This window comes from Phytobacter sp. SCO41 (assembly GCF_003073275.1).
Classification (GTDB): Bacteria; Pseudomonadota; Gammaproteobacteria; order Enterobacterales; family Enterobacteriaceae; genus Phytobacter; species Phytobacter diazotrophicus.
In genome coordinates, this window is sequence record NZ_CP027225.1 from 282,076 (window position 1) to 300,081 (window position 18,006).

The 18,006-nt window shown below is 54.3% G+C and carries 15 protein-coding genes; 8 read left to right on the forward strand and 7 right to left on the reverse strand.

The features are described from left to right. Positions 1 to 6: 6 nt before the first annotated feature. The 3 genes from C5523_RS01290 (at position 7) to C5523_RS01300 (ending at position 4,531) form a co-directional block, all read left to right on the forward strand. Complete coding sequence (locus tag C5523_RS01290; RefSeq protein ID WP_108700487.1) at positions 7 to 954, forward strand: bifunctional helix-turn-helix transcriptional regulator/GNAT family N-acetyltransferase; 948 nt, start codon at positions 7 to 9, stop codon at positions 952 to 954. A 793-nt stretch (positions 955 to 1,747) separates the two neighbouring features. Then, a complete protein-coding gene (locus tag C5523_RS01295; RefSeq protein WP_071195007.1) occupies positions 1,748 to 3,646 on the forward strand; it encodes a methyl-accepting chemotaxis protein in 1,899 nt (632 codons plus the stop codon). Positions 3,647 to 3,790: 144 nt separating this feature from the next. Next, positions 3,791 to 4,531, forward strand: coding sequence for a class I SAM-dependent methyltransferase (locus C5523_RS01300; RefSeq protein WP_107224329.1), 741 nt, complete (start codon positions 3,791 to 3,793; stop codon positions 4,529 to 4,531). A 66-nt stretch (positions 4,532 to 4,597) separates the two neighbouring features. On the opposite strand, the gene C5523_RS01305 is transcribed toward C5523_RS01300, so the two are convergent. The 4 genes from C5523_RS01305 to C5523_RS01325 all read right to left on the reverse strand — a co-directional run bounded on the left by C5523_RS01305 (position 4,598) and on the right by C5523_RS01325 (position 8,368). After that, complete coding sequence (locus tag C5523_RS01305) at positions 4,598 to 5,305, reverse strand: YafY family protein (protein WP_071195005.1); 708 nt, start codon at positions 5,303 to 5,305, stop codon at positions 4,598 to 4,600. A 33-nt stretch (positions 5,306 to 5,338) separates the two neighbouring features. Further along, positions 5,339 to 5,704 (reverse strand): VOC family protein, encoded by a 366-nt coding sequence (locus C5523_RS01310; RefSeq protein WP_039080253.1) that lies wholly within the window; start codon positions 5,702 to 5,704, stop codon positions 5,339 to 5,341. 240 nt (positions 5,705 to 5,944) lie between these two features. Then, a complete protein-coding gene (gorA, locus tag C5523_RS01315; protein WP_071195004.1) occupies positions 5,945 to 7,297 on the reverse strand; it encodes a glutathione-disulfide reductase in 1,353 nt (450 codons plus the stop codon). A gap of 228 nt (positions 7,298 to 7,525) precedes the next feature. Then, positions 7,526 to 8,368 carry a 23S rRNA (adenine(2030)-N(6))-methyltransferase RlmJ gene (locus C5523_RS01325; protein WP_041851280.1) on the reverse strand — a complete coding sequence of 281 codons (843 nt, stop codon included), beginning with the start codon at positions 8,366 to 8,368 and terminating at the stop codon, positions 7,526 to 7,528. Positions 8,369 to 8,561: 193 nt separating this feature from the next. Between C5523_RS01325 and C5523_RS01330 the strand changes: the two genes are divergently transcribed. Continuing rightward, complete coding sequence (locus tag C5523_RS01330; protein WP_071195003.1) at positions 8,562 to 9,833, forward strand: phosphatase PAP2 family protein; 1,272 nt, start codon at positions 8,562 to 8,564, stop codon at positions 9,831 to 9,833. Between the two features lie 42 nt (positions 9,834 to 9,875). Here the strand turns inward: C5523_RS01330 and C5523_RS01335 are convergent, their stop codons facing one another. Further along, entirely contained in the window at positions 9,876 to 10,325 is a 450-nt protein-coding gene (locus tag C5523_RS01335) for a hypothetical protein (protein ID WP_052249309.1), read from the reverse strand. A gap of 231 nt (positions 10,326 to 10,556) precedes the next feature. Between C5523_RS01335 and prlC the strand changes: the two genes are divergently transcribed. Both prlC and rsmJ read left to right on the forward strand, forming a co-directional pair. Further along, positions 10,557 to 12,599, forward strand: a complete 2,043-nt coding sequence (prlC, locus tag C5523_RS01340) for an oligopeptidase A (RefSeq protein ID WP_108700488.1) — start codon at positions 10,557 to 10,559, stop codon at positions 12,597 to 12,599. A 129-nt stretch (positions 12,600 to 12,728) separates the two neighbouring features. Next, positions 12,729 to 13,481, forward strand: coding sequence for a 16S rRNA (guanine(1516)-N(2))-methyltransferase RsmJ (gene rsmJ, locus C5523_RS01345; RefSeq protein WP_108700489.1), 753 nt, complete (start codon positions 12,729 to 12,731; stop codon positions 13,479 to 13,481). A 261-nt stretch (positions 13,482 to 13,742) separates the two neighbouring features. Here the strand turns inward: rsmJ and uspA are convergent, their stop codons facing one another. Next, entirely contained in the window at positions 13,743 to 14,180 is a 438-nt protein-coding gene (gene uspA / locus C5523_RS01350) for a universal stress protein UspA (RefSeq protein ID WP_041851284.1), read from the reverse strand. A 518-nt stretch (positions 14,181 to 14,698) separates the two neighbouring features. Here uspA and uspB point away from each other — a divergent pair. Further along, complete coding sequence (gene uspB / locus C5523_RS01355) at positions 14,699 to 15,034, forward strand: universal stress protein UspB (RefSeq protein WP_041851285.1); 336 nt, start codon at positions 14,699 to 14,701, stop codon at positions 15,032 to 15,034. Between the two features lie 38 nt (positions 15,035 to 15,072). Here uspB and pitA read toward each other — a convergent pair whose 3' ends face one another. Further along, on the reverse strand, positions 15,073 to 16,569 hold the full coding sequence (gene pitA / locus C5523_RS01360) for an inorganic phosphate transporter PitA (RefSeq protein WP_041851286.1): 1,497 nt from the start codon (positions 16,567 to 16,569) through the stop codon (positions 15,073 to 15,075). Positions 16,570 to 16,799: 230 nt separating this feature from the next. On the opposite strand from pitA, the gene C5523_RS01365 reads away from it, so the two are divergent. Further along, entirely contained in the window at positions 16,800 to 17,993 is a 1,194-nt protein-coding gene (locus C5523_RS01365; RefSeq protein ID WP_103245159.1) for an NAD(P)/FAD-dependent oxidoreductase, read from the forward strand. Positions 17,994 to 18,006 lie beyond the last annotated feature (13 nt).

The window sequence follows — 18,006 nt, forward strand, 5'->3', positions numbered from 1 at the left end:
ATATGCATGCAAAACGCCAGTCTGATTAACGAAATCCGTGTTGCCTCCCGTCTTATGGTCCGTGAACTCGGGTTTATGAATGCCACCCTTGCCGCCACAGACTATTCTCCCTCAGCGGTGCATACCCTTTTGGAGATTGAAAGCCAGGGAGCCATGACCGCCGCACAACTGGTACAGATGCTGGGGCTGGAGAAATCCAGCGTAAGTCGTATGCTCGGTAAGCTCGTCCGCGCAGGTGAAATTCAGGAAGTTCCGTCCAAAGATGATGCGCGTTTTAAAGAGCTGCAACTGACCGCGCAGGGAAAAGAGAGCGTCGCTCGCATTAATCAGTACGGCAGTATGCGGGTGATCGAGGCGCTGGCGCATCTCACCCCTTCCCGGCAGCACGCGGTTGCCGAGGGCCTTTCAGCTTATGCACATGCGCTGGCGGCCTGCCGGAACGGTGAAGCGCCGTTACAACAAGATGAGATTGAGATTGTTGCTGGCTATCGTCCCGGCATGATTGGCCGAATCAGCGAAATGCATGCCAGCTACTACTCTCGCCATTATGGCTTCGGGTACTTTTTTGAAAGCAAAGTGGCGGCCGGGCTGGCTGACTTCGCCGGGCGTCTGGATGTTGCGTGCAATCGTATCTGGCTTGCCATTCATCATGGACGGATTGTGGGGTCGCTCGCGATTGATGGGCAGGATCTGGGCGACAACGAGGCGCATCTTCGCTGGTTTATCCTCGATGACGATTGCCGTGGCGGTGGCGTGGGTCGTCGGTTGCTAACTGAGGCGATGAATTTCTGCGACAGCCAGAACTTCGCGGCTGTGCAACTGTGGACATTTAGCGGGCTTGATGCGGCGCGGCGACTCTACGAATCCTTCGGCTTCCGGCTGACAAAAGAGTGGCAGGGGGAGCAGTGGGGCAATGAGATGCTGGAACAGCAGTTTACCCGCAAGCGCATATGAAACGAATATTGCGAGTGTCTGAAAAATTGCCCATCCCGATAAACAGCCGTTATTTTGTACGTGTTATCAACCCGGCAACTATTCTATGAATTTCTGACCGTCGATGCCTCACCTGGCAATATTTAATCTGACGACCCGTAAATATTAGTTTGATGCGGACATCTTTTTAAAGATGTGGATGCCTGGATGGGAATGGTATTCGTTTCGGATATCATGGCGAATATTTAATTTAAGTATATTGCCCGACGAAATATAAGGTTACTCACGGCAATCAAAATGCTTTTATATCTTGCTTGATGGGATGATCGCCATGCATTGGCATTTAAAACGGTACCGAAATCCATAGCCCGGCAGGCGGCGTATCATCGCGCGCAAAAGCGCAGTAAAAGCATGCGACTGGCTCACATATGGTTGCGTTTCTCCCTGCCAGAACCGCATAGAGACGTTGCTTTGCTGTGCCAGAGCGTAAACACCTCTTCTGCTTGAAAAGTGTACGAACGCGCATATTGCTGCCCGTACTATTCTGTTTCATGAGAATGTTCGCATATTGATGAAAATGATATTGATATCATCGATGTATGTTCATTCACGGGAAATGATTTATACGGGCATATTATCTTTTATAGAAACAAGGCATCGCACTTAAAAATTGTGAACGGCAGAACGTTTTTTTTAAAACGTCATTTTGTAATATGAAATTCGTTTTATATGAAACCGTAGCACGATTTAGATTAAAGAATTTCAAATAAATGTCGTTATAACCCCTAATTCAACCAGATCGAGTGCTGCCATTATGACATGGAAAAATACCCAGGGCCGAATAGGCCTGTTGCTTATAAGCTTTTTCGTTATCTTATTGATAGTTACCTATATTGTTATCAAGCTATTCGTTTCTCCGCAGATTATCGAAACGGAGACCAAAAATATTCAGGCGACGGTTGAATTACAAAGTAACGCGATAAAAGAGCAGATGAACCGCGTTAAGGCGCAGCAACGCTCCATCACTGAACTGGTTGTTGGGCTGCAAAGCGAGCAAATTGACGAATTACTGCCGCGCCTGGTAAACCAATACGGCGATTTAAACGTCTTCGGCGGCGGGATTTGGCCTCTGCCTGGGCAGCGCGATCCGGCTCGGGATAAATTCAGTACCTTCTATGCCCGCGACGGGGGCGGCAATTTGCAGGTCAACACCGTCTGGAACCAACCAGAGTCGGCAAAATACTGGGAGCAGCCCTGGTATAAAGACGGTATGAATGCGCCAAAAGGCGAGTGTGCGTGGGCGAAAGCCTATCAGGACGCAGCCAGCCCGCAGCCGCGAACTAACTGTGCAATGGCGATCTGGAAAGATGGCAAAGCGTGGGGCGTGGCGACCATCGATGTGACGCTGGGCTTCTTTAACCAGCTTGCTGTCGACATGGGTAAAGCGGTAAACGGCAGCGTACTGATTGTTGAGGCGGACGGTAAAATCGTCGGTAACGGTTCCTCCGTACAGGATAAACCGGCCCTGTCAAACGTTCGCGATCTGGGCATTCCGGCGGCGGCACCGTTAGTTAGCCTGTTAGGCCAGGGGAAAACAACAGAAGTGCGTGGCAGCTATGACGGTGAAGACGGGGCGCATTCCCTGTTCGTTCTGCCAATCAGCGGCAGCCCGTGGTTTATGGCGGTCGACATTCCGAGCAGCCACCTGGTAAGTATGTCTGACGCTATTATGACCAAGCTGACCATCGTACAGGCGATTATTGGCATACTTATCGTCCTTATCATGATGATCATCGTGCGCAATATTTTCCATAATGTGACGCTGCTCAATCGTAATATTGAAGCGCTGTCCAGCGGCGGTGCGGATTTAACGCAGCGTCTTGCGCAAAGTAAGAGCCCGGAATTTAACGCCATTATCAACAACTTCAATAAGTTCATTTCGTTCCTTAATGAATTGATGCAGCAGGTAGGGAGTAGCTCGATGGCGATCTCTTCGGCTTCGCGCCAGATTGCCAGTGGCAACCTGAACCTCTCCTCGCGCACCGAAGATCAATCGGCATCGATTGTGGAAACGGCGGCATCAATGGAAGAGCTGACCAGTACCGTGCGCCTGAACGCAGAGAACGCGTTGCAGGCGAACAAGCTGGCGGAAGAGGCCTCCGTTGCGGCAAAACAAGGGGCCAATGTGGTTAACAAAGTCGTCTCCACGATGAATAACATCAATGAGTCCTCCTCGAAAGTGGTGGAAATCATCAGTGTGATTGACGGCATCGCCTTCCAGACCAACATCCTGGCGCTTAACGCCGCGGTGGAAGCGGCAAGGGCGGGCGAGCATGGGCGTGGTTTCGCCGTGGTCGCTGGCGAAGTTCGTTCACTGGCGCAGCGCAGCGCCCGCTCAGCTCAGGAGATCAAGAAATTGATTGAAGAGTCGGTGAGCAGCATTGAGCAGGGTAGCGGGCTGGTTCGTCAGGCGGGTACGACGATGGATGGCCTGATGGAAAAAGTGGAAGGTGTGGGCGTGCTGATCTCAGAAATCAGCTCTTCCAGCGATGAACAAAGTCGCGGGATTGCCCAGATCAATATCGCCATTAACCAGCTCGATAGCGCCACGCAGCAGAATGCGGCGCTGGTCGAAGAGGTGGCGGCGGCTGCGCAGTCGATGGAAGAACAAACCGTACAACTCGAAAACGTCGTCGGCAGCTTCAAGCTCTGACAGACAACATAGCCGACTCTGCGGAGTCGGCTTTCTTCTCTCTGGCGTCCGCCACTTACCCTTCCCGTTAATGCCCGCTGTGTATTCCCCTTGTCGCAAAAAGCCATTCGCACTACTGTATTTTTACTAAACAGAGGACACCCCATGCCGAACTGGTTTGCAAGCGGCGGCGCCGATTACGCCCGCTATCGCCCGGAATATCCCGCAGTCTTGCTGGATTACCTGCTTTCAATAACGCCGGAACATCACCATGCGCTGGATGTCGGTTGCGGTACGGGCCAGTTGACTACGTTACTGGCCTCAGCCTTCGATAAAGTGACGGGGATTGATCCCAGCCAGACGCAAATCGACAACGCCACACCTCATGCCCGCATTACGTATCTGCAAGGCCCGGCGGAACAGCTTGCGCAAGCGCTACGCGATATCAATCTGATTACCGTCGCCCAGGCGGCGCACTGGTTTGATTTACCGGCCTTTTACCGGGAAGTCCGGCGGGTTGCGGCGCCGAATGCGGTGATTGCGATTATCAGCTACGGTGTGCTCAACCCTGACGAGACCCTCCGGGCGCGCGTTCGTCAGTTCTACTATGACGAAATTGGCCCCTACTGGCCCCCGGAAAGGCAACTGGTGGATAACGGTTATGCGGACATCGCCTTCCCCTTTACGGAAATTCCCGTCCCGGAAATGGCGATTCGTTTGCAGTGGGATCTCGACGCCTTGATGGGCTATCTCTCCACCTGGTCTGCGGTGAAGCGCGCACGTGACGCCGGGCAGGAGGGGCTGTTAACCCGCTTTTACGACGACGTACGCGACCTCTGGGGCGACCCGGTACAAACGCGGACCTTTACATGGCCGATTAACATCAGAGCCGGGAAAATAGGGTAATTTTCCGGCGCGGGAATTCCGGGAGATGGCGGACTGAGAGTGTCATGTCAGGCGGTGCGACTGTTATTACTGCTTTTCACTGTATCGCTTAGCTCTCGCCTTCTGCTGGTGGATAAAATCCTCAAGGGAGCGGTCGGGCCGTTCGGCAAACTGTTTCCCGGTTAAGGTCACGGCCTGGCAGCGATCGAGGCGGAAGCAGCGATAATCCTGACGCAACGTGCACCAGGCCACCAGTACCCATACTTCTCCCCAGAACGACAGGCCCAGCGGATGAACCGCCCGCTCAGAACCTTCACCCTGCTCGTTCTCATATCGGATCCAGACCTCATCGCGCTGGCGCATGGCCTGATGGAAAACATCAAACCAGCGCCGCGTCTGTGGGTACTTGCCAAAGTCCGGGGTCAGGATGCGGTTTCGTTCGGCCAGGATGTGCCGGTCTGTCGGCAGTACCGCCAGCAGCTTTTCCTGCGCCGAACCCGCCGCTTTAGCCAGTGTGTCGCCGCTCCAGGTTTGTAGCATGCCAATCGCGGCAATCAGCGCTTCCACTTCCATACCGGTGAACATCAGCGGGGGAATATCAAACCCCGGCATCAGGCGATAGCCGCTCCCTGCCTCGCCCTGAATGGGCACACCGGAGAGCGACAGATCGCGAATGTCCCGATAAACGGTACGCTCTGACACCTCCAGCCTCTCCGCCAGCAGAGCGGCCGTGACCCGACGGCGTGTACGCAGGATCTGGACTATCTGGAACAGACGATCGGCACGGCGGCTCATGGCAAATTTCCTGTCAGTGGTCGGTTAATGTTGTCAGGCCGGTTGATGCAGCCCGACTTTATTCCCTTCACTGTCAATGATAAGCGCAATGGTGCCAATATCATCCGGTAAAATTTCTGGCCCGAAGCAGCAGGTGCCGCCTTTTTCCGCCACTTTTTTGAGGGACGCGGCGATATCTGCGGTGTAGAGATAGACCACGGTGCCGTTTGCGGAAGGTTGTAATGCCTCAGATTTTACCAGCGCCCCGCCGATTGCAGGCTCCTGATAATGAAAGACCGCCATCGACATACCGGCGACATGCTCCTGACGAAATTGCGCGTCGATGCAATGTTCATAAAACGCGGTTGCCCGTTGCAGGTCCTGAACCGGAATCTCAAACCAGTTGATAACGTTGCTCATTTTCTTGCCCTCGTTGTGTTTTCGACAACGAGATAATGGCACCCCCCTCCTGACAGCATAGTGTCAGGAGTGATCGGCGAGGGAGAGAAATTCCTGGAGGCGGTGCTGCGGGGATTGTAAAGAGGAACGGAACCCACCTTCCGAGCCGCATATTCCCCTCACCCCAACCCTCTCCCTGGGGGAGAGGGAGAAAACAGGTCGTAGCCCGGGTAAGGCGTCAGCCGCCACCCGGGGTGGGGCTTACCGCATGGTGACAAACTCTTCTGCCGCCGTTGGGTGAATCGCCACGGTATTGTCGAAGTCCTTCTTGGTGGCACCCATTTTCAGGGCGACCGCGAAGCCTTGCAGAATTTCATCCATCCCGAAACCGATGCCGTGGATACCGACGATTTTCTCTTCCGGGCCAACGCAGACTAACTTCATGCGGCACGGCTGGCGGTGAGAGGTCACGGCGGTATACATCGCGGTAAACGACGATTTATACACTTTGACTTCGCTATCGCCATACTGCTCGCGCGCCTGCGGTTCGGTTAAACCCACGGTGCCGATCGGCGGATGGCTGAACACCACGGTCGGGATATTGCTGTAATCCAGATGCTCGTCCGGCTTGTTATTAAACAGGCGTTCAGACAGGCGACGGCCTGCGGCCACGGCGACAGGGGTCAGCTCAACCGCACCCGTGTTATCGCCGACAGCGTAAATACCCGGCACGGAGGTATTCTGGAATTTATCCACCACGATGAAACCTTTCTCGTCGGTTTTCACCCCGGTGATGTCCAGATTGAAGGTGTCGTTCGCCGGTTCACGACCAATCGCCCAAATCAAGCAATCCACTGTCTGGCTGCGTCCATCGTCCAGCTCCAGCGTCAGGCTGCCGTCGGCGTTTTTCACCACGGCTTTGGGGACTGCCTGGGTATGTAGCGTCGGGCCTTCGGCGGCCATCACCTCAACCAGCGTTTCACTGATCATCGGATCGAAACTGCGCAGCGGAGAGTGCTTACGCACGAACAGATGCGCTTCTGCGCCCAGCCCGTTAATCACCCCGGCCAGTTCAACGGCGATATAGCCGGCACCGACCACCGCCACGCGTTTAGGCAGCGCGGGCAGGGCAAAGAAACCGTCGGAGTCGATACCGTATTCCGCTCCCGGAATTTTCGGATGGCTCGGGCGACCACCGGTTGCGATCAGGATGTGATCGGCGGTGATCGTCTCGCCATTAACCTCGACAGTCTTCGCGTCAATAAAGCGGGCGAAACCACGAATCACATCGACATTGTTTTTACCCAGCACGTTGTCATACGAGGTGTGGATACGGTCAATGTAGGCCGTGCGGCTGGCAACCAGTTTATTCCAGTCAAAATGATTGACGGTGGTGTCGAAGCCGTAGTCCGGCCCGTACAGATCAATAGCCTCGCGGATTTGCGCCGCGTGCCACATCACTTTTTTCGGAACACAACCCACATTCACACAGGTGCCGCCAAGCTCTTTGGCTTCAATCAGCGCGCACTTCTGGCCGTACATGGCGGCACGGTTAATCGAGGCAATGCCACCGCTGCCACCGCCAATGGCGATATAGTCGTAATGTTTGCTCATGGTTAATTCCTTAGAGCCTATCCAATTAGGCTATTTTATTGGCCATTTTGGACCTGGGCAGTGCTCACAATCCTCACGTACAGCGTGTACGCTCCGGTTGTTCCGCGTTGTCCGTGTCCAAACTCGCTGCAACAATGTACGCCTACTGGGTAGGCTCTTAATCCTGAACGAGGTCGAAAGTGTCGCGATTGTAACGCGCAGCCAGCAAGGTTCCTTCGATTGCTGCGATTACTCGGGAACAATCCAGTTAACGAGGGTGTGGCCTGTTCCGGCGGGCACCAGTTTACTGTGCAGCCACGGCAGCACGTTATTCATCTGTGCTTCTAATTTCCACGGCGGGTTAACCACGATCATACCGGAGGCGGTCATCCCGCGCTGGTCGCTGTCCGGGCGTACCGCCAGCTCAATCTGCAGAATTTTACGAATGCCCGTTGCTTCCAGGTCATGCACCATACGTTTGATTTGCTGGCGCAGCACCACCGGGTACCACAGAGCATAGGTGCCGGTTGCAAAGCGCTTGTAGCCCTCGCTAATGCCGGATACCACCGCCTGATAATCGGTTTTTATTTCATACGGCGGGTCTATCAGCACCAGGCCGCGACGGGAAACTGGCGGCAGTTTGGCTTTCAACTGCTGGTAGCCATCGGCACGCTCAACGCGGGCACGTTCGTCTTTCTGGAACTCCTGACGCAGCAATGGATAGTCGCTCGGATGCAACTCTGTCAGGAACAGGCTGTCCTGCTCGCGCAACAACTGACGGGCAATCAGCGGCGAGCCTGGGTAGTAACGCAGCGTCTCGTTGCGGTTAAAGTGGCGCAGCACGCTCATGTACGGCTCCAGCTCAGCCGGAATATCGTCTTGTTGCCAGATGCGTCCAATCCCTTCCAGATACTCCCCGGTGCGTTCGGCATGTTCGCCGGAAAGCTGATAGCGGCCCGCGCCCGCGTGGGTATCGAGATAGAGAAACGGTTTCTCTTTTTCTTTGAGCGCTTCAATGATCAGGCTCTGAACGGTGTGTTTGAGAACGTCGGCATGGTTGCCTGCGTGGAAGCTGTGGCGATAACTGAGCATGGAGATAGAAATTCCAGAATATGAACGAGATTAGCCACAGTTTACCGTAGATTGCGCGGGAATGTCGTTGAACCCTGCGGTTGTTTCAGGCAGTCGTAAAACGTTTCAAAATTTATCCCTGTCACAAAAGCGTCAACTTACAGGGCTAGCGTCGAGCGCAGGCAAGGTAATCGTTTGAATAAAAGGATAAAAAATGAAAATCCGTTTAACGCTGTTAACTGTCTCACTGCTGCTTGCTCATCAGGCGATGGCGAAAGATGTGCCACTCTCTACTGCGCACGACATTGCCAATACCACCACGCCGGCCTCGGAAAGCCAGGTGTTTGATAGCCTGGAAAACCAGTCTCTGGCCGCGCTGCGTGCTGCGCTAAAAGGGGACGGCGCAAAGGTGGAGCGTGAGCACCTGGAAAAAGCGTCGCAAAGTGCAAAACAGGCCGACACCGCCTGGTTGAAAGCCAGCGGCTATGATTTCAAAGTAAAAGATAACCAGCAGGCCGGCATTGAATTGCTCTCCTCGTTCAACAAGCTGCCTGCTCCTGTACTGGATGCCAACCTGAAAACCGTTGAGACGATTAATCTCGATGCCACCCAGGGGCTGCGCCATCAGGCGCTGGCGGACGCAGAAGGTATCAGCTACTTGTACTTCCTGTCCGACGCGCTCGGTCCGCGTCTGGGTAAAGCGTTTCTTGACGCCTATGACAAGGGAGAGCTGGGCAAAGCGGCTGCGTTAATTAAAGCCAGCGAAGTCAGCACCGGCGCGGCGAAGAAGCACTTCGACTACAAGCGTCCGTTCCTTATTCAGGGCAACACCATTCACCAGGTCCCGGATGATGTGGTGGTGAAAGACAACAAACCGTACTCCGCCGATGGCGGTTCCTTCCCAAGCGGCCATACCAATACCGGCTATACCGATGCGCTGTTGATGGCGGAGATGATCCCGGAGCGCTTTGATTCGCTGGTGGAGCGCGGTGCCCGCTATGGTTACTCGCGCATTGTGCTGGGCGTACACTATCCGCTGGATGTGATGGGTTCAAGAATAGTGGCCCAGCGTAACGTGGCGCATTACCTCAACGATCCGGCGTACCGCAAGCTGTTCAACGAAGCGCGCGATCAGTTGCGTACGGCGCTGGAGAAAGAGTGCGGTGCGTCGCTTGCGGAGTGTGCGAAAACGGCGGGAAAAGACGATCCGTACCGCGATCCGGCGATGAAAGAATTTTACCGCTTTACCATGACCTACGACCTGCCGCAGCAAAAAGGGAAAACGCAGGCAGTGAAAGTACCGGAAGGGGCGGAAGTGCTGCTGGAGGCGGCGCTGCCAAAACTGTCAGCGACAGCGCGGCGCGAGTTGATGGTGAAAACCGCGCTGCCAGACGGTTACCCGCTCTCTGGCGAAACTGCCGATCAGAACTTCTGGCAGCGCCTGAATCTGCCTGCGGCCTATGCGATGGCGCATAAAGCGAAGTAAGTTTTGACAACGGTGCGGGCGTTGCCTGCACCGTATTGGTAATCAGAGGCTAAAAGCGGTCAGCTCGCGCACGCTGGCGGCAGGGTTAGCACGTTTAACCGCCTCCAGGAAATCGGCAAAGTCGGTGTTAAACAGGGTGTAGTTATGGCGGAATCTTGCCTGCTTCATCTGCCCGTCAGTCATGTAAGTCACTATCCAGAAAGAACGATTATTCACTTTGATATTGTCGCGCTCGATCTTGGTTATCGCGCTCAGTGGAACAGATTTTTTCACATCAAGCTGAACTTCATAGAAGTACCCTTCATCGAAATAATAATCCGTGGGTAATAACTGTCCCCCTTTGCCTGGCCGAAAGGTTTTGGTGGTGATGGATATCTTTCGTAACCCATGATTGGCTTGTGTGTCGTTTTTTCGATGTCGCCATTTTGGAAACACAAGTATCAGCCCGATAAGCGCCAGTAGCGGCAGTATTGTCATAATGAAATTCAACATGCGGTCTCCTTTTCGCCGTTGTGATGAGTATACGCCCTGTACGACGGTTCTTATTACTTTGATTTCATAGCGGAAACGACATCGTATGTGCAAATGGGTATTGCAGCGATAAGCAGTTCAGCGCAACGCCTGCCATTGAAATCCTCTACACTTAACCCCATGCTACAACGTTATGCAGAGCGCCGGATCGTGCGCTTCACTCACTCTCTTTAACAGGACAGGACTGCGCTTATGACCAATCCATTACTCACGCGTTTCGAATTACCGCCGTTTTCAAAAATCCTGCCTGAACACGTCGTGCCTGCCGTGACGAAAGCGCTGGATGATTGCCGTACCGCGGTGGAAAGCGTGGTAGCCCATGGTGCGCCGTACACCTGGGAAAATCTGTGCCAGCCGCTGGCGGAAGTGGACGATGTGCTGGGGCGTCTGTTCTCCCCGGTGAGCCATTTGAATTCTGTGAAAAACAGCCCGGAACTGCGTGAAGCCTATGAGCAGACGCTGCCGTTACTGTCGGAATACAGCACCTGGGTTGGGCAACATGAAGGGCTGTACAACGCCTACCGCGACTTACGCAATGGCGATCACTACGCCACCCTGAGCATTGCGCAGAAGAAATCTGTCGATAACGCCCTGCGTGATTTCGAACTGTCCGGTATCGGCCTCGAAAAAGAGAAACAAAAACGCTACGGCGAAATTGCCGCGCGCCTGTCTGAGCTGGGCAATCAGTACAGCAACAACGTGCTCGATGCGACCATGGGCTGGACAAAGCTGGTGACCGATGAAGCCGAGCTGGCCGGTATGCCGGAAAGCGCGCTGGCCGCTGCAAAAGCGCAGGCCGAAGCGAAAGAGCAAGAGGGTTACCTGCTGACGCTGGATATCCCGAGCTATCTGCCGGTGATGACCTATTGCGACAACCAACCGCTGCGCGAAGAGATGTACCGCGCTTATAGCACCCGCGCCTCTGACCAGGGGCCGAATGCAGGTAAATGGGATAACAGCCCGGTGATGGCGGAAATTCTCGCCCTGCGTCACGAGCTGGCGCAACTGCTCGGTTTTGAAAGCTATGCCTATAAATCGCTGGCGACCAAAATGGCGGAAAACCCGGCGCAGGTACTCGACTTCCTGACCGATCTCGCCAAACGCGCCCGTCCGCAGGGTGAAAGAGAGCTGGCGCAACTGCGTGCGTTCGCCAAAAAAGAGTTTGGTGTGGATGAGCTGCAACCGTGGGATATCGCTTACTACAGCGAAAAACAGAAGCAGCATCTGTACAGCATTAGCGACGAACAGTTGCGCCCGTACTTCCCGGAAAACAAAGCGGTAAGCGGCCTGTTTGAAGTGGTGAAACGGATTTACGGTATTACCGCGAAAGAGCGTCATGATGTCGATGTCTGGCATCCGGATGTGCGTTTCTTTGAGCTGTATGACGAAAGCAATGAACTGCGCGGTAGTTTCTATCTTGACCTCTACGCCCGTGAGCACAAACGCGGCGGCGCGTGGATGGATGACTGTGTTGGGCAAATGCGCCTGGCGGACGGTTCGCTGCAAAAACCAGTGGCCTACCTTACCTGTAACTTCAACCGTCCGGTCAGCGGCAAACCGGCGCTGTTCACCCATGATGAAGTGATCACGCTGTTCCATGAATTTGGTCACGGTCTGCATCATATGCTGACCCGTATCGAAACGCCGGGGGTTGCTGGTATTAGCGGTGTGCCATGGGATGCGGTCGAACTGCCGAGCCAGTTTATGGAAAACTGGTGCTGGGAGCCGGAAGCGCTGGCATTTATCTCGGGTCATTATGAAACGGGCGAGCCGCTGCCACAGGATCTGCTGGATAAAATGCTGGCCGCGAAAAACTACCAGGCGGCGCTGTTTATCCTGCGCCAGCTAGAGTTCGGCCTGTTCGATTTCCGCCTGCACGCCGAGTTTAGCCCGGAGCAGGGGGCCAAAATCCTCGACACGCTGTTTGAAATTAAAAAACAGGTTGCCGTGGTGCCAAGCCCGTCATGGGGCCGCTTCCCGCACGCGTTCAGCCATATCTTTGCAGGGGGCTACGCCGCAGGGTATTACAGCTACCTGTGGGCGGATGTGCTGGCGGCAGATGCCTACTCACGCTTTGAAGAAGAGGGGATTTTCAACCGCGAAACCGGACAGTCGTTCCTCGACAATATTCTGACCCGTGGTGGTTCCGAAGAGCCGATGGAGCTGTTCAAGCGTTTCCGTGGCCGTGAGCCGCAACTGGATGCGATGCTGGAGCATTATGGTATCGAAGGCTAATCCCCGTCATACTTCAAGCTGCATGTGCGTTGGCGACGTTTGCTCACCCCAGTCACTTACTCTTGTAAGCTCCTGGGGATTCACGCACTTGCCGCCTTCCTGCCGCTTGAATTATTTAGGGTTTATGTAGTGAAAATCTGTTTGATAGATGAAACAGGCGCCGGAGACGGCGCCTTATCTGTTCTTGCGTCCCGCAGGGGCCTGGAACATGACGAAAATAACCTGATGGCGCTGGTGCTTACACCGTCGCATCTGGAACTGCGCAAACGCGATGAGCCGAAGCTCGGCGGTATTTTTGTCGATTTCGTGGGTGGGGCGATGGCCCATCGACGTAAGTTTGGCGGTGGGCGCGGCGAGGCTGTGGCGAAGGCCGTTGGCATCAAGGGCGATTATCTGCCTGATGTGGTGGACGCGACGGCGGGGCTGGGGCGTGATGCCTTTGTGCTGGCGTCAGTCGGCTGCCGGGTGCGGATGTTAGAGCGCAACCCGGTGGTTGCCGCACTGCTGGATGATGGCCTGGCGCGTGGCTACGCGGACCCGGAAATTGGCGCCTGGTTACAGGAGCGGTTGCAGTTGATTCATGCCTCCAGCCTGACCGGGCTGGCGGATATTACTCCGCGTCCGCAGGTGGTTTATCTCGATCCGATGTTTCCGCATAAGCAAAAAAGCGCGCTGGTGAAGAAAGAGATGCGGGTGTTCCAGTCGTTGGTGGGGCCGGATCTGGACGCGGATGGCCTGCTGGAGCCCGCGCGTCAACTGGCGACGAAACGTGTGGTGGTGAAGCGCCCGGATTATGCGCCACAGCTCGCCGATGTGGCGACTACCAATGCGGTGGTCACCAAGGGGCATCGGTTTGATATTTATTCCGGGACGCCGGAGTGAATTGGTGAGGGCAGTGCGGTCTGCTGCCCTCACCCTGGCCCTTTCTCACAGGGAGAGGGAACAGTTTAGTGCTTAGCGGTCTGGGGTTTTGTAGCCCGGACAAGGCGACAGCCGCCGTCCGGGACCCCTCCCTGGTGGTGCGCGTACCGGGGCTACATGTAATTGCACAAGGCGGTTTTATCGGCCTTTGGCGGGGAAATCAGCGCCAGAAAATAAAACGCCCGCAGCAGCGGGCGTTAGCAGGCAAGAAAAGAGGGACGGTTATTCTTCGTCTTCATCTTTCAGCGGAACAATCAGCATGTCCACATGGACAGTATTGATGAGCTGACGTGCGGAGGACATCAGTTTGCTCCAGAAGTCCTGATGATGCCCGCAAACCACCAGATCCATATCGTATTTCTTAATGGCATCTACCAGTACCTGCCCCAAATCACCGCTACCGCTTAAGGTCTCCGTGATCGGATAGCCCGCGTTGGTAGACAGTTCGGTCAGCGCATGGTGTGTCTCATCAGAGATACGTTTTTGCATATCGCCGAGGTTAACGTCGATAAGACCGGTGTAGAGATCAGAATAATTTACATCGACATGAATCAGTGACACCTTCGCGTTATAAGGCCGCGCCATGGATACTGCTTTTTCGACCAGCAATTTGCTTTCAGGAGAAAGATCGACTGCGATGAGAATGTGTTTGTAAGCCATAGTGTTACTCCTTCCATAAGTTGTCGATGACCATAGGGTTACTCACCCCTGACACAGCACTGTTTCCCGCGTCCTGCGTACCACCTGCACGGGTAGCGCCCGGCCTTAAGCATTTCATTTTATACTCTTCGTACTTTACGCCGCAGATGCGTTGGCTACGTTCGTTTATCCCATCGCACGGTCTTCTATGCTCAGGGGATTCATTCTCTTGCCGCCTTCCTGCAACCCGAATTACGTAGAGTATGGGAATATTTCTACCTTATAACTCTGTGAAGTTATCGTCAATCTGCCTGGATCACGATTCACTTAACCAATATTTACAACCAGATGCACAAGATTGATTAACGTTGTGGCAAAAAAATAAACAAATCTCCTACACTATTTAATGAGCCGTTTGGATTTCAGTTTGTGATCTCGATCGGCTATTGGTAATACTCTTCACTGAATGACTTGGTTGATTATCTGGGAGCGGTAATCCCGGATCACGTTTCCGTGGGCGGTTCGCCGGGGGAGGAGATATGATCAGCACCGTCGCGCTGTTTTGGGCTTTGTGCATCGTTTGTGTGGTTAACATGGCGCGTTATTTTTCGTCATTGCGCGCATTGTTAGTGGTACTTCGTGGTTGTGACCCCTTGCTTTACCAGTACGTTGATGGCGGAGGCTTTTTTACCTCCCATGGACAACCCAGCAAGCAGATGCGTTTAGTCTGGTACATTTATGGCCAGCGCTATCGCGACCATCATGATGAAGAGTTTATTCGCCGCTGTGAGCGAGTACGCGGGCAGTTCATCTTAACCAGCGCGCTCTGTGGGCTGATTCTGGTGAGCCTGATTGCTCTGATGATTTGGCACTGAGCAAAAAAAACGGGCCAGTTTCCTGACCCGTTTCGTTGTTAAATCAGCTTGAGGGCTAACCAGTAAAGCACGCCCGAAAGGATGATTGACGCCGGTAGGGTAAAGACCCAGGCCATCAAAATGCTGGTGACGGTTTTGCGTTGCAGACCGCCGCCATCGACGATCATCGTCCCTGCTACTGAGGACGAGAGTACGTGCGTGGTGGAGACGGGCATACCGGTATAGCTTGCCAGACCGATGGAGACTGCGGCAGTCATCTGTGCGGACATGCCCTGCGCGTAAGTCATGCCTTTTTTACCGATTTTTTCGCCGATGGTGGTCGCCACACGACGCCAGCCAATCATCGTACCCACACCTAACGCCAGCGCGACGGCCATGATAATCCAGATTGGCGCGTATTCGATGGTGCTCAGCATGTCGCTTTTCAGCTTCTTAAGCAGACGCTGGTCGTCGGCATTGACGTCAGGCTGCTTCGCGACCTGGTCGGTGATATCCGACAGACAAAGCATGATGCGACGCAACTGACTGCGCTGCTCCACGCCGAGTTTGTCGTAGCTTTCAATCCCGGTCAGCATCTCTTTAGCACGATCCAGCGCGATAATGGCGCGGCTCGGATGACAGTGGAACTGTGCCGGTGTTGCCGCTGTTTCCGCAGGTGTCAGCGGTTGTTGCGCTACGCCTGTTGCCTTCTGCAGAAGTTCCGGATGCTGCTGGAAGTACACTTCCACGTTGTTCACCGCGTCACGGGTACGGGTGATGTCATAACCTGAGGCATTCATGTTAACCACGAAGCCCGCAGGTGCGACGCCAATCAGTACCAGCATGATCAGACCAATACCTTTCTGACCATCGTTCGCGCCGTGAGAGAAGCTCACGCCAATAGCAGAAAGAATCAGCGCGATACGCGTCCAGAAAGGCGGCTTTCTTTTGCCGTCTTGCTTTTCACGCTCCGCGGGCGTCAGGTGGATACGCGCGCGCTTTTTACTGCCGCTCCAGAACCGACGCAGCAGGAACACCAGCCCGCCCGCGAAAATCAGGCCAACAATTGGCGAGACAATCAGGGAGGCAAAAATGTTCAGCACTTTTGGAATGTTAAGCGCATCCACTACCGAGGTGCCGGACATCAGGGCATTGGTTAAACCAATACCGATAATCGCGCCAATCAGGGTGTGGGAGCTGGATGCAGGTAAGCCGAGATACCAGGTACCGAGGTTCCAGATGATCGCGGCCAGCAACATAGAGAAGACCATCGCAAGGCCATGTGCTGAACTGACGTTAAGCAGCAAATCGGTCGGCAGCATATGCACAATCGCATAGGCCACGCTTAACCCACCCAGCAGTACGCCGAAGAAGTTAAATACCGCTGCCATAACAACAGCCAACTGTGAGCGCATAGCGCGGGTATAGATAACCGTTGCCACTGCGTTCGCCGTGTCGTGGAAGCCATTGATCGCTTCGTAGAACAGAACAAAACCCAGAGCAAGCAAAAGTAACAGCCCGGTATGGAGATCCAGACCGGCAAATAAATGTAGCATAGGACGTTACGCCATTTTGAGGACATGAACGCGGCGCATTATCAGGGAGTTTGGCAGCATCGGCAAAGTGAAAAATGGACTTTTTTTGACATTCTTTCTGGTTAGCCTCCTCTGCTTTAAGCATATTCTTATATTTTTCAATGTAATGGATATTTGTCTGCGTATTCGTGCTGGTGTGACCACCCTGAACTATTTACAATCCGCCGCGACCTAATGAAGAGGATTTTAGTGTGGAACGGTTTGATGCCATTGTTATCGGTGCCGGTGCGGCGGGAATGTTTTGTGCAGCTCAGGCGGGGCAGGCGGGGTTACGCGTGCTATTACTGGATAATGGCAAGAAACCTGGCCGCAAGATCCTGATGTCCGGCGGCGGTCGCTGCAACTTTACTAACCTTTATGTCGAGCCTGCGGCTTATCTCAGCCAGAACCCCCATTTCTGCAAATCTGCCCTTGCCCGTTATACCCAATGGGACTTTATTGACCTGGTGGGCAAGTACGGGATCGCCTGGCATGAAAAGACGCTGGGCCAGCTCTTTTGTGATGACTCTGCTGAACAGATTGTCGACATGCTGGTGGCGGAGTGTGAAAAAGGCAAGGTGACGCTGCGTTTGCGTAGTGAAGTCCTGAGTGTTTCCCGTGATGACGATGGCTACACGTTGCAATTGAATGGTGACACGGTGGCGGCGAAAAAACTGGTGGTCGCTTCCGGCGGGCTTTCTATGCCAGGTCTGGGCGCATCGCCGTTTGGCTATAAGCTCGCTGAACAGTTTGGCCTGAACGTGCTGCCGACGCGTGCCGGACTGGTGCCGTTTACATTGCATAAACCCTTGCTGGAACAATTTCAGGTGCTTTCCGGCGTCTCGGTGCCGTCTGTGATTACCGCAGAAGACGGCACGGTATTTAAAGAGAACCTGCTTTTCACCCATCGCGGCCTTTCCGGGCCAGCGGTGCTGCAAATTTCCAGCTACTGGCAGGCGGGGGAGTTTGTCACTATCAACCTGCTGCCGGAGTGCGATCTCGACAGTCTGCTTAACGAGCAGCGCCAGGCGCACCCGAATCAAAGCCTGAAAAACACGCTTGCGATGCAACTGCCGAAACGGCTGGTGGAGTGTCTGCAACAACTGGGGCAGATCCCGGATGTCACGCTTAAGCAGCTCAATAGCCGCGACCAGGAAACGTTGATCGACACCCTGACGAACTGGCGCGTGCAGCCTAACGGCACCGAAGGCTATCGCACGGCGGAAGTGACGCTCGGCGGTGTCGATACCAACGAACTCTCTTCACGCACGATGGAAGCCCGCAAGGTACCGGGACTCTATTTTATTGGTGAAGTGATGGATGTTACCGGCTGGCTGGGCGGCTATAACTTTCAGTGGGCATGGGCCAGCGCCTGGGCGTGTGCGCAGGCGCTGGTTGAAGAATAAGTGGTCTTTGGAT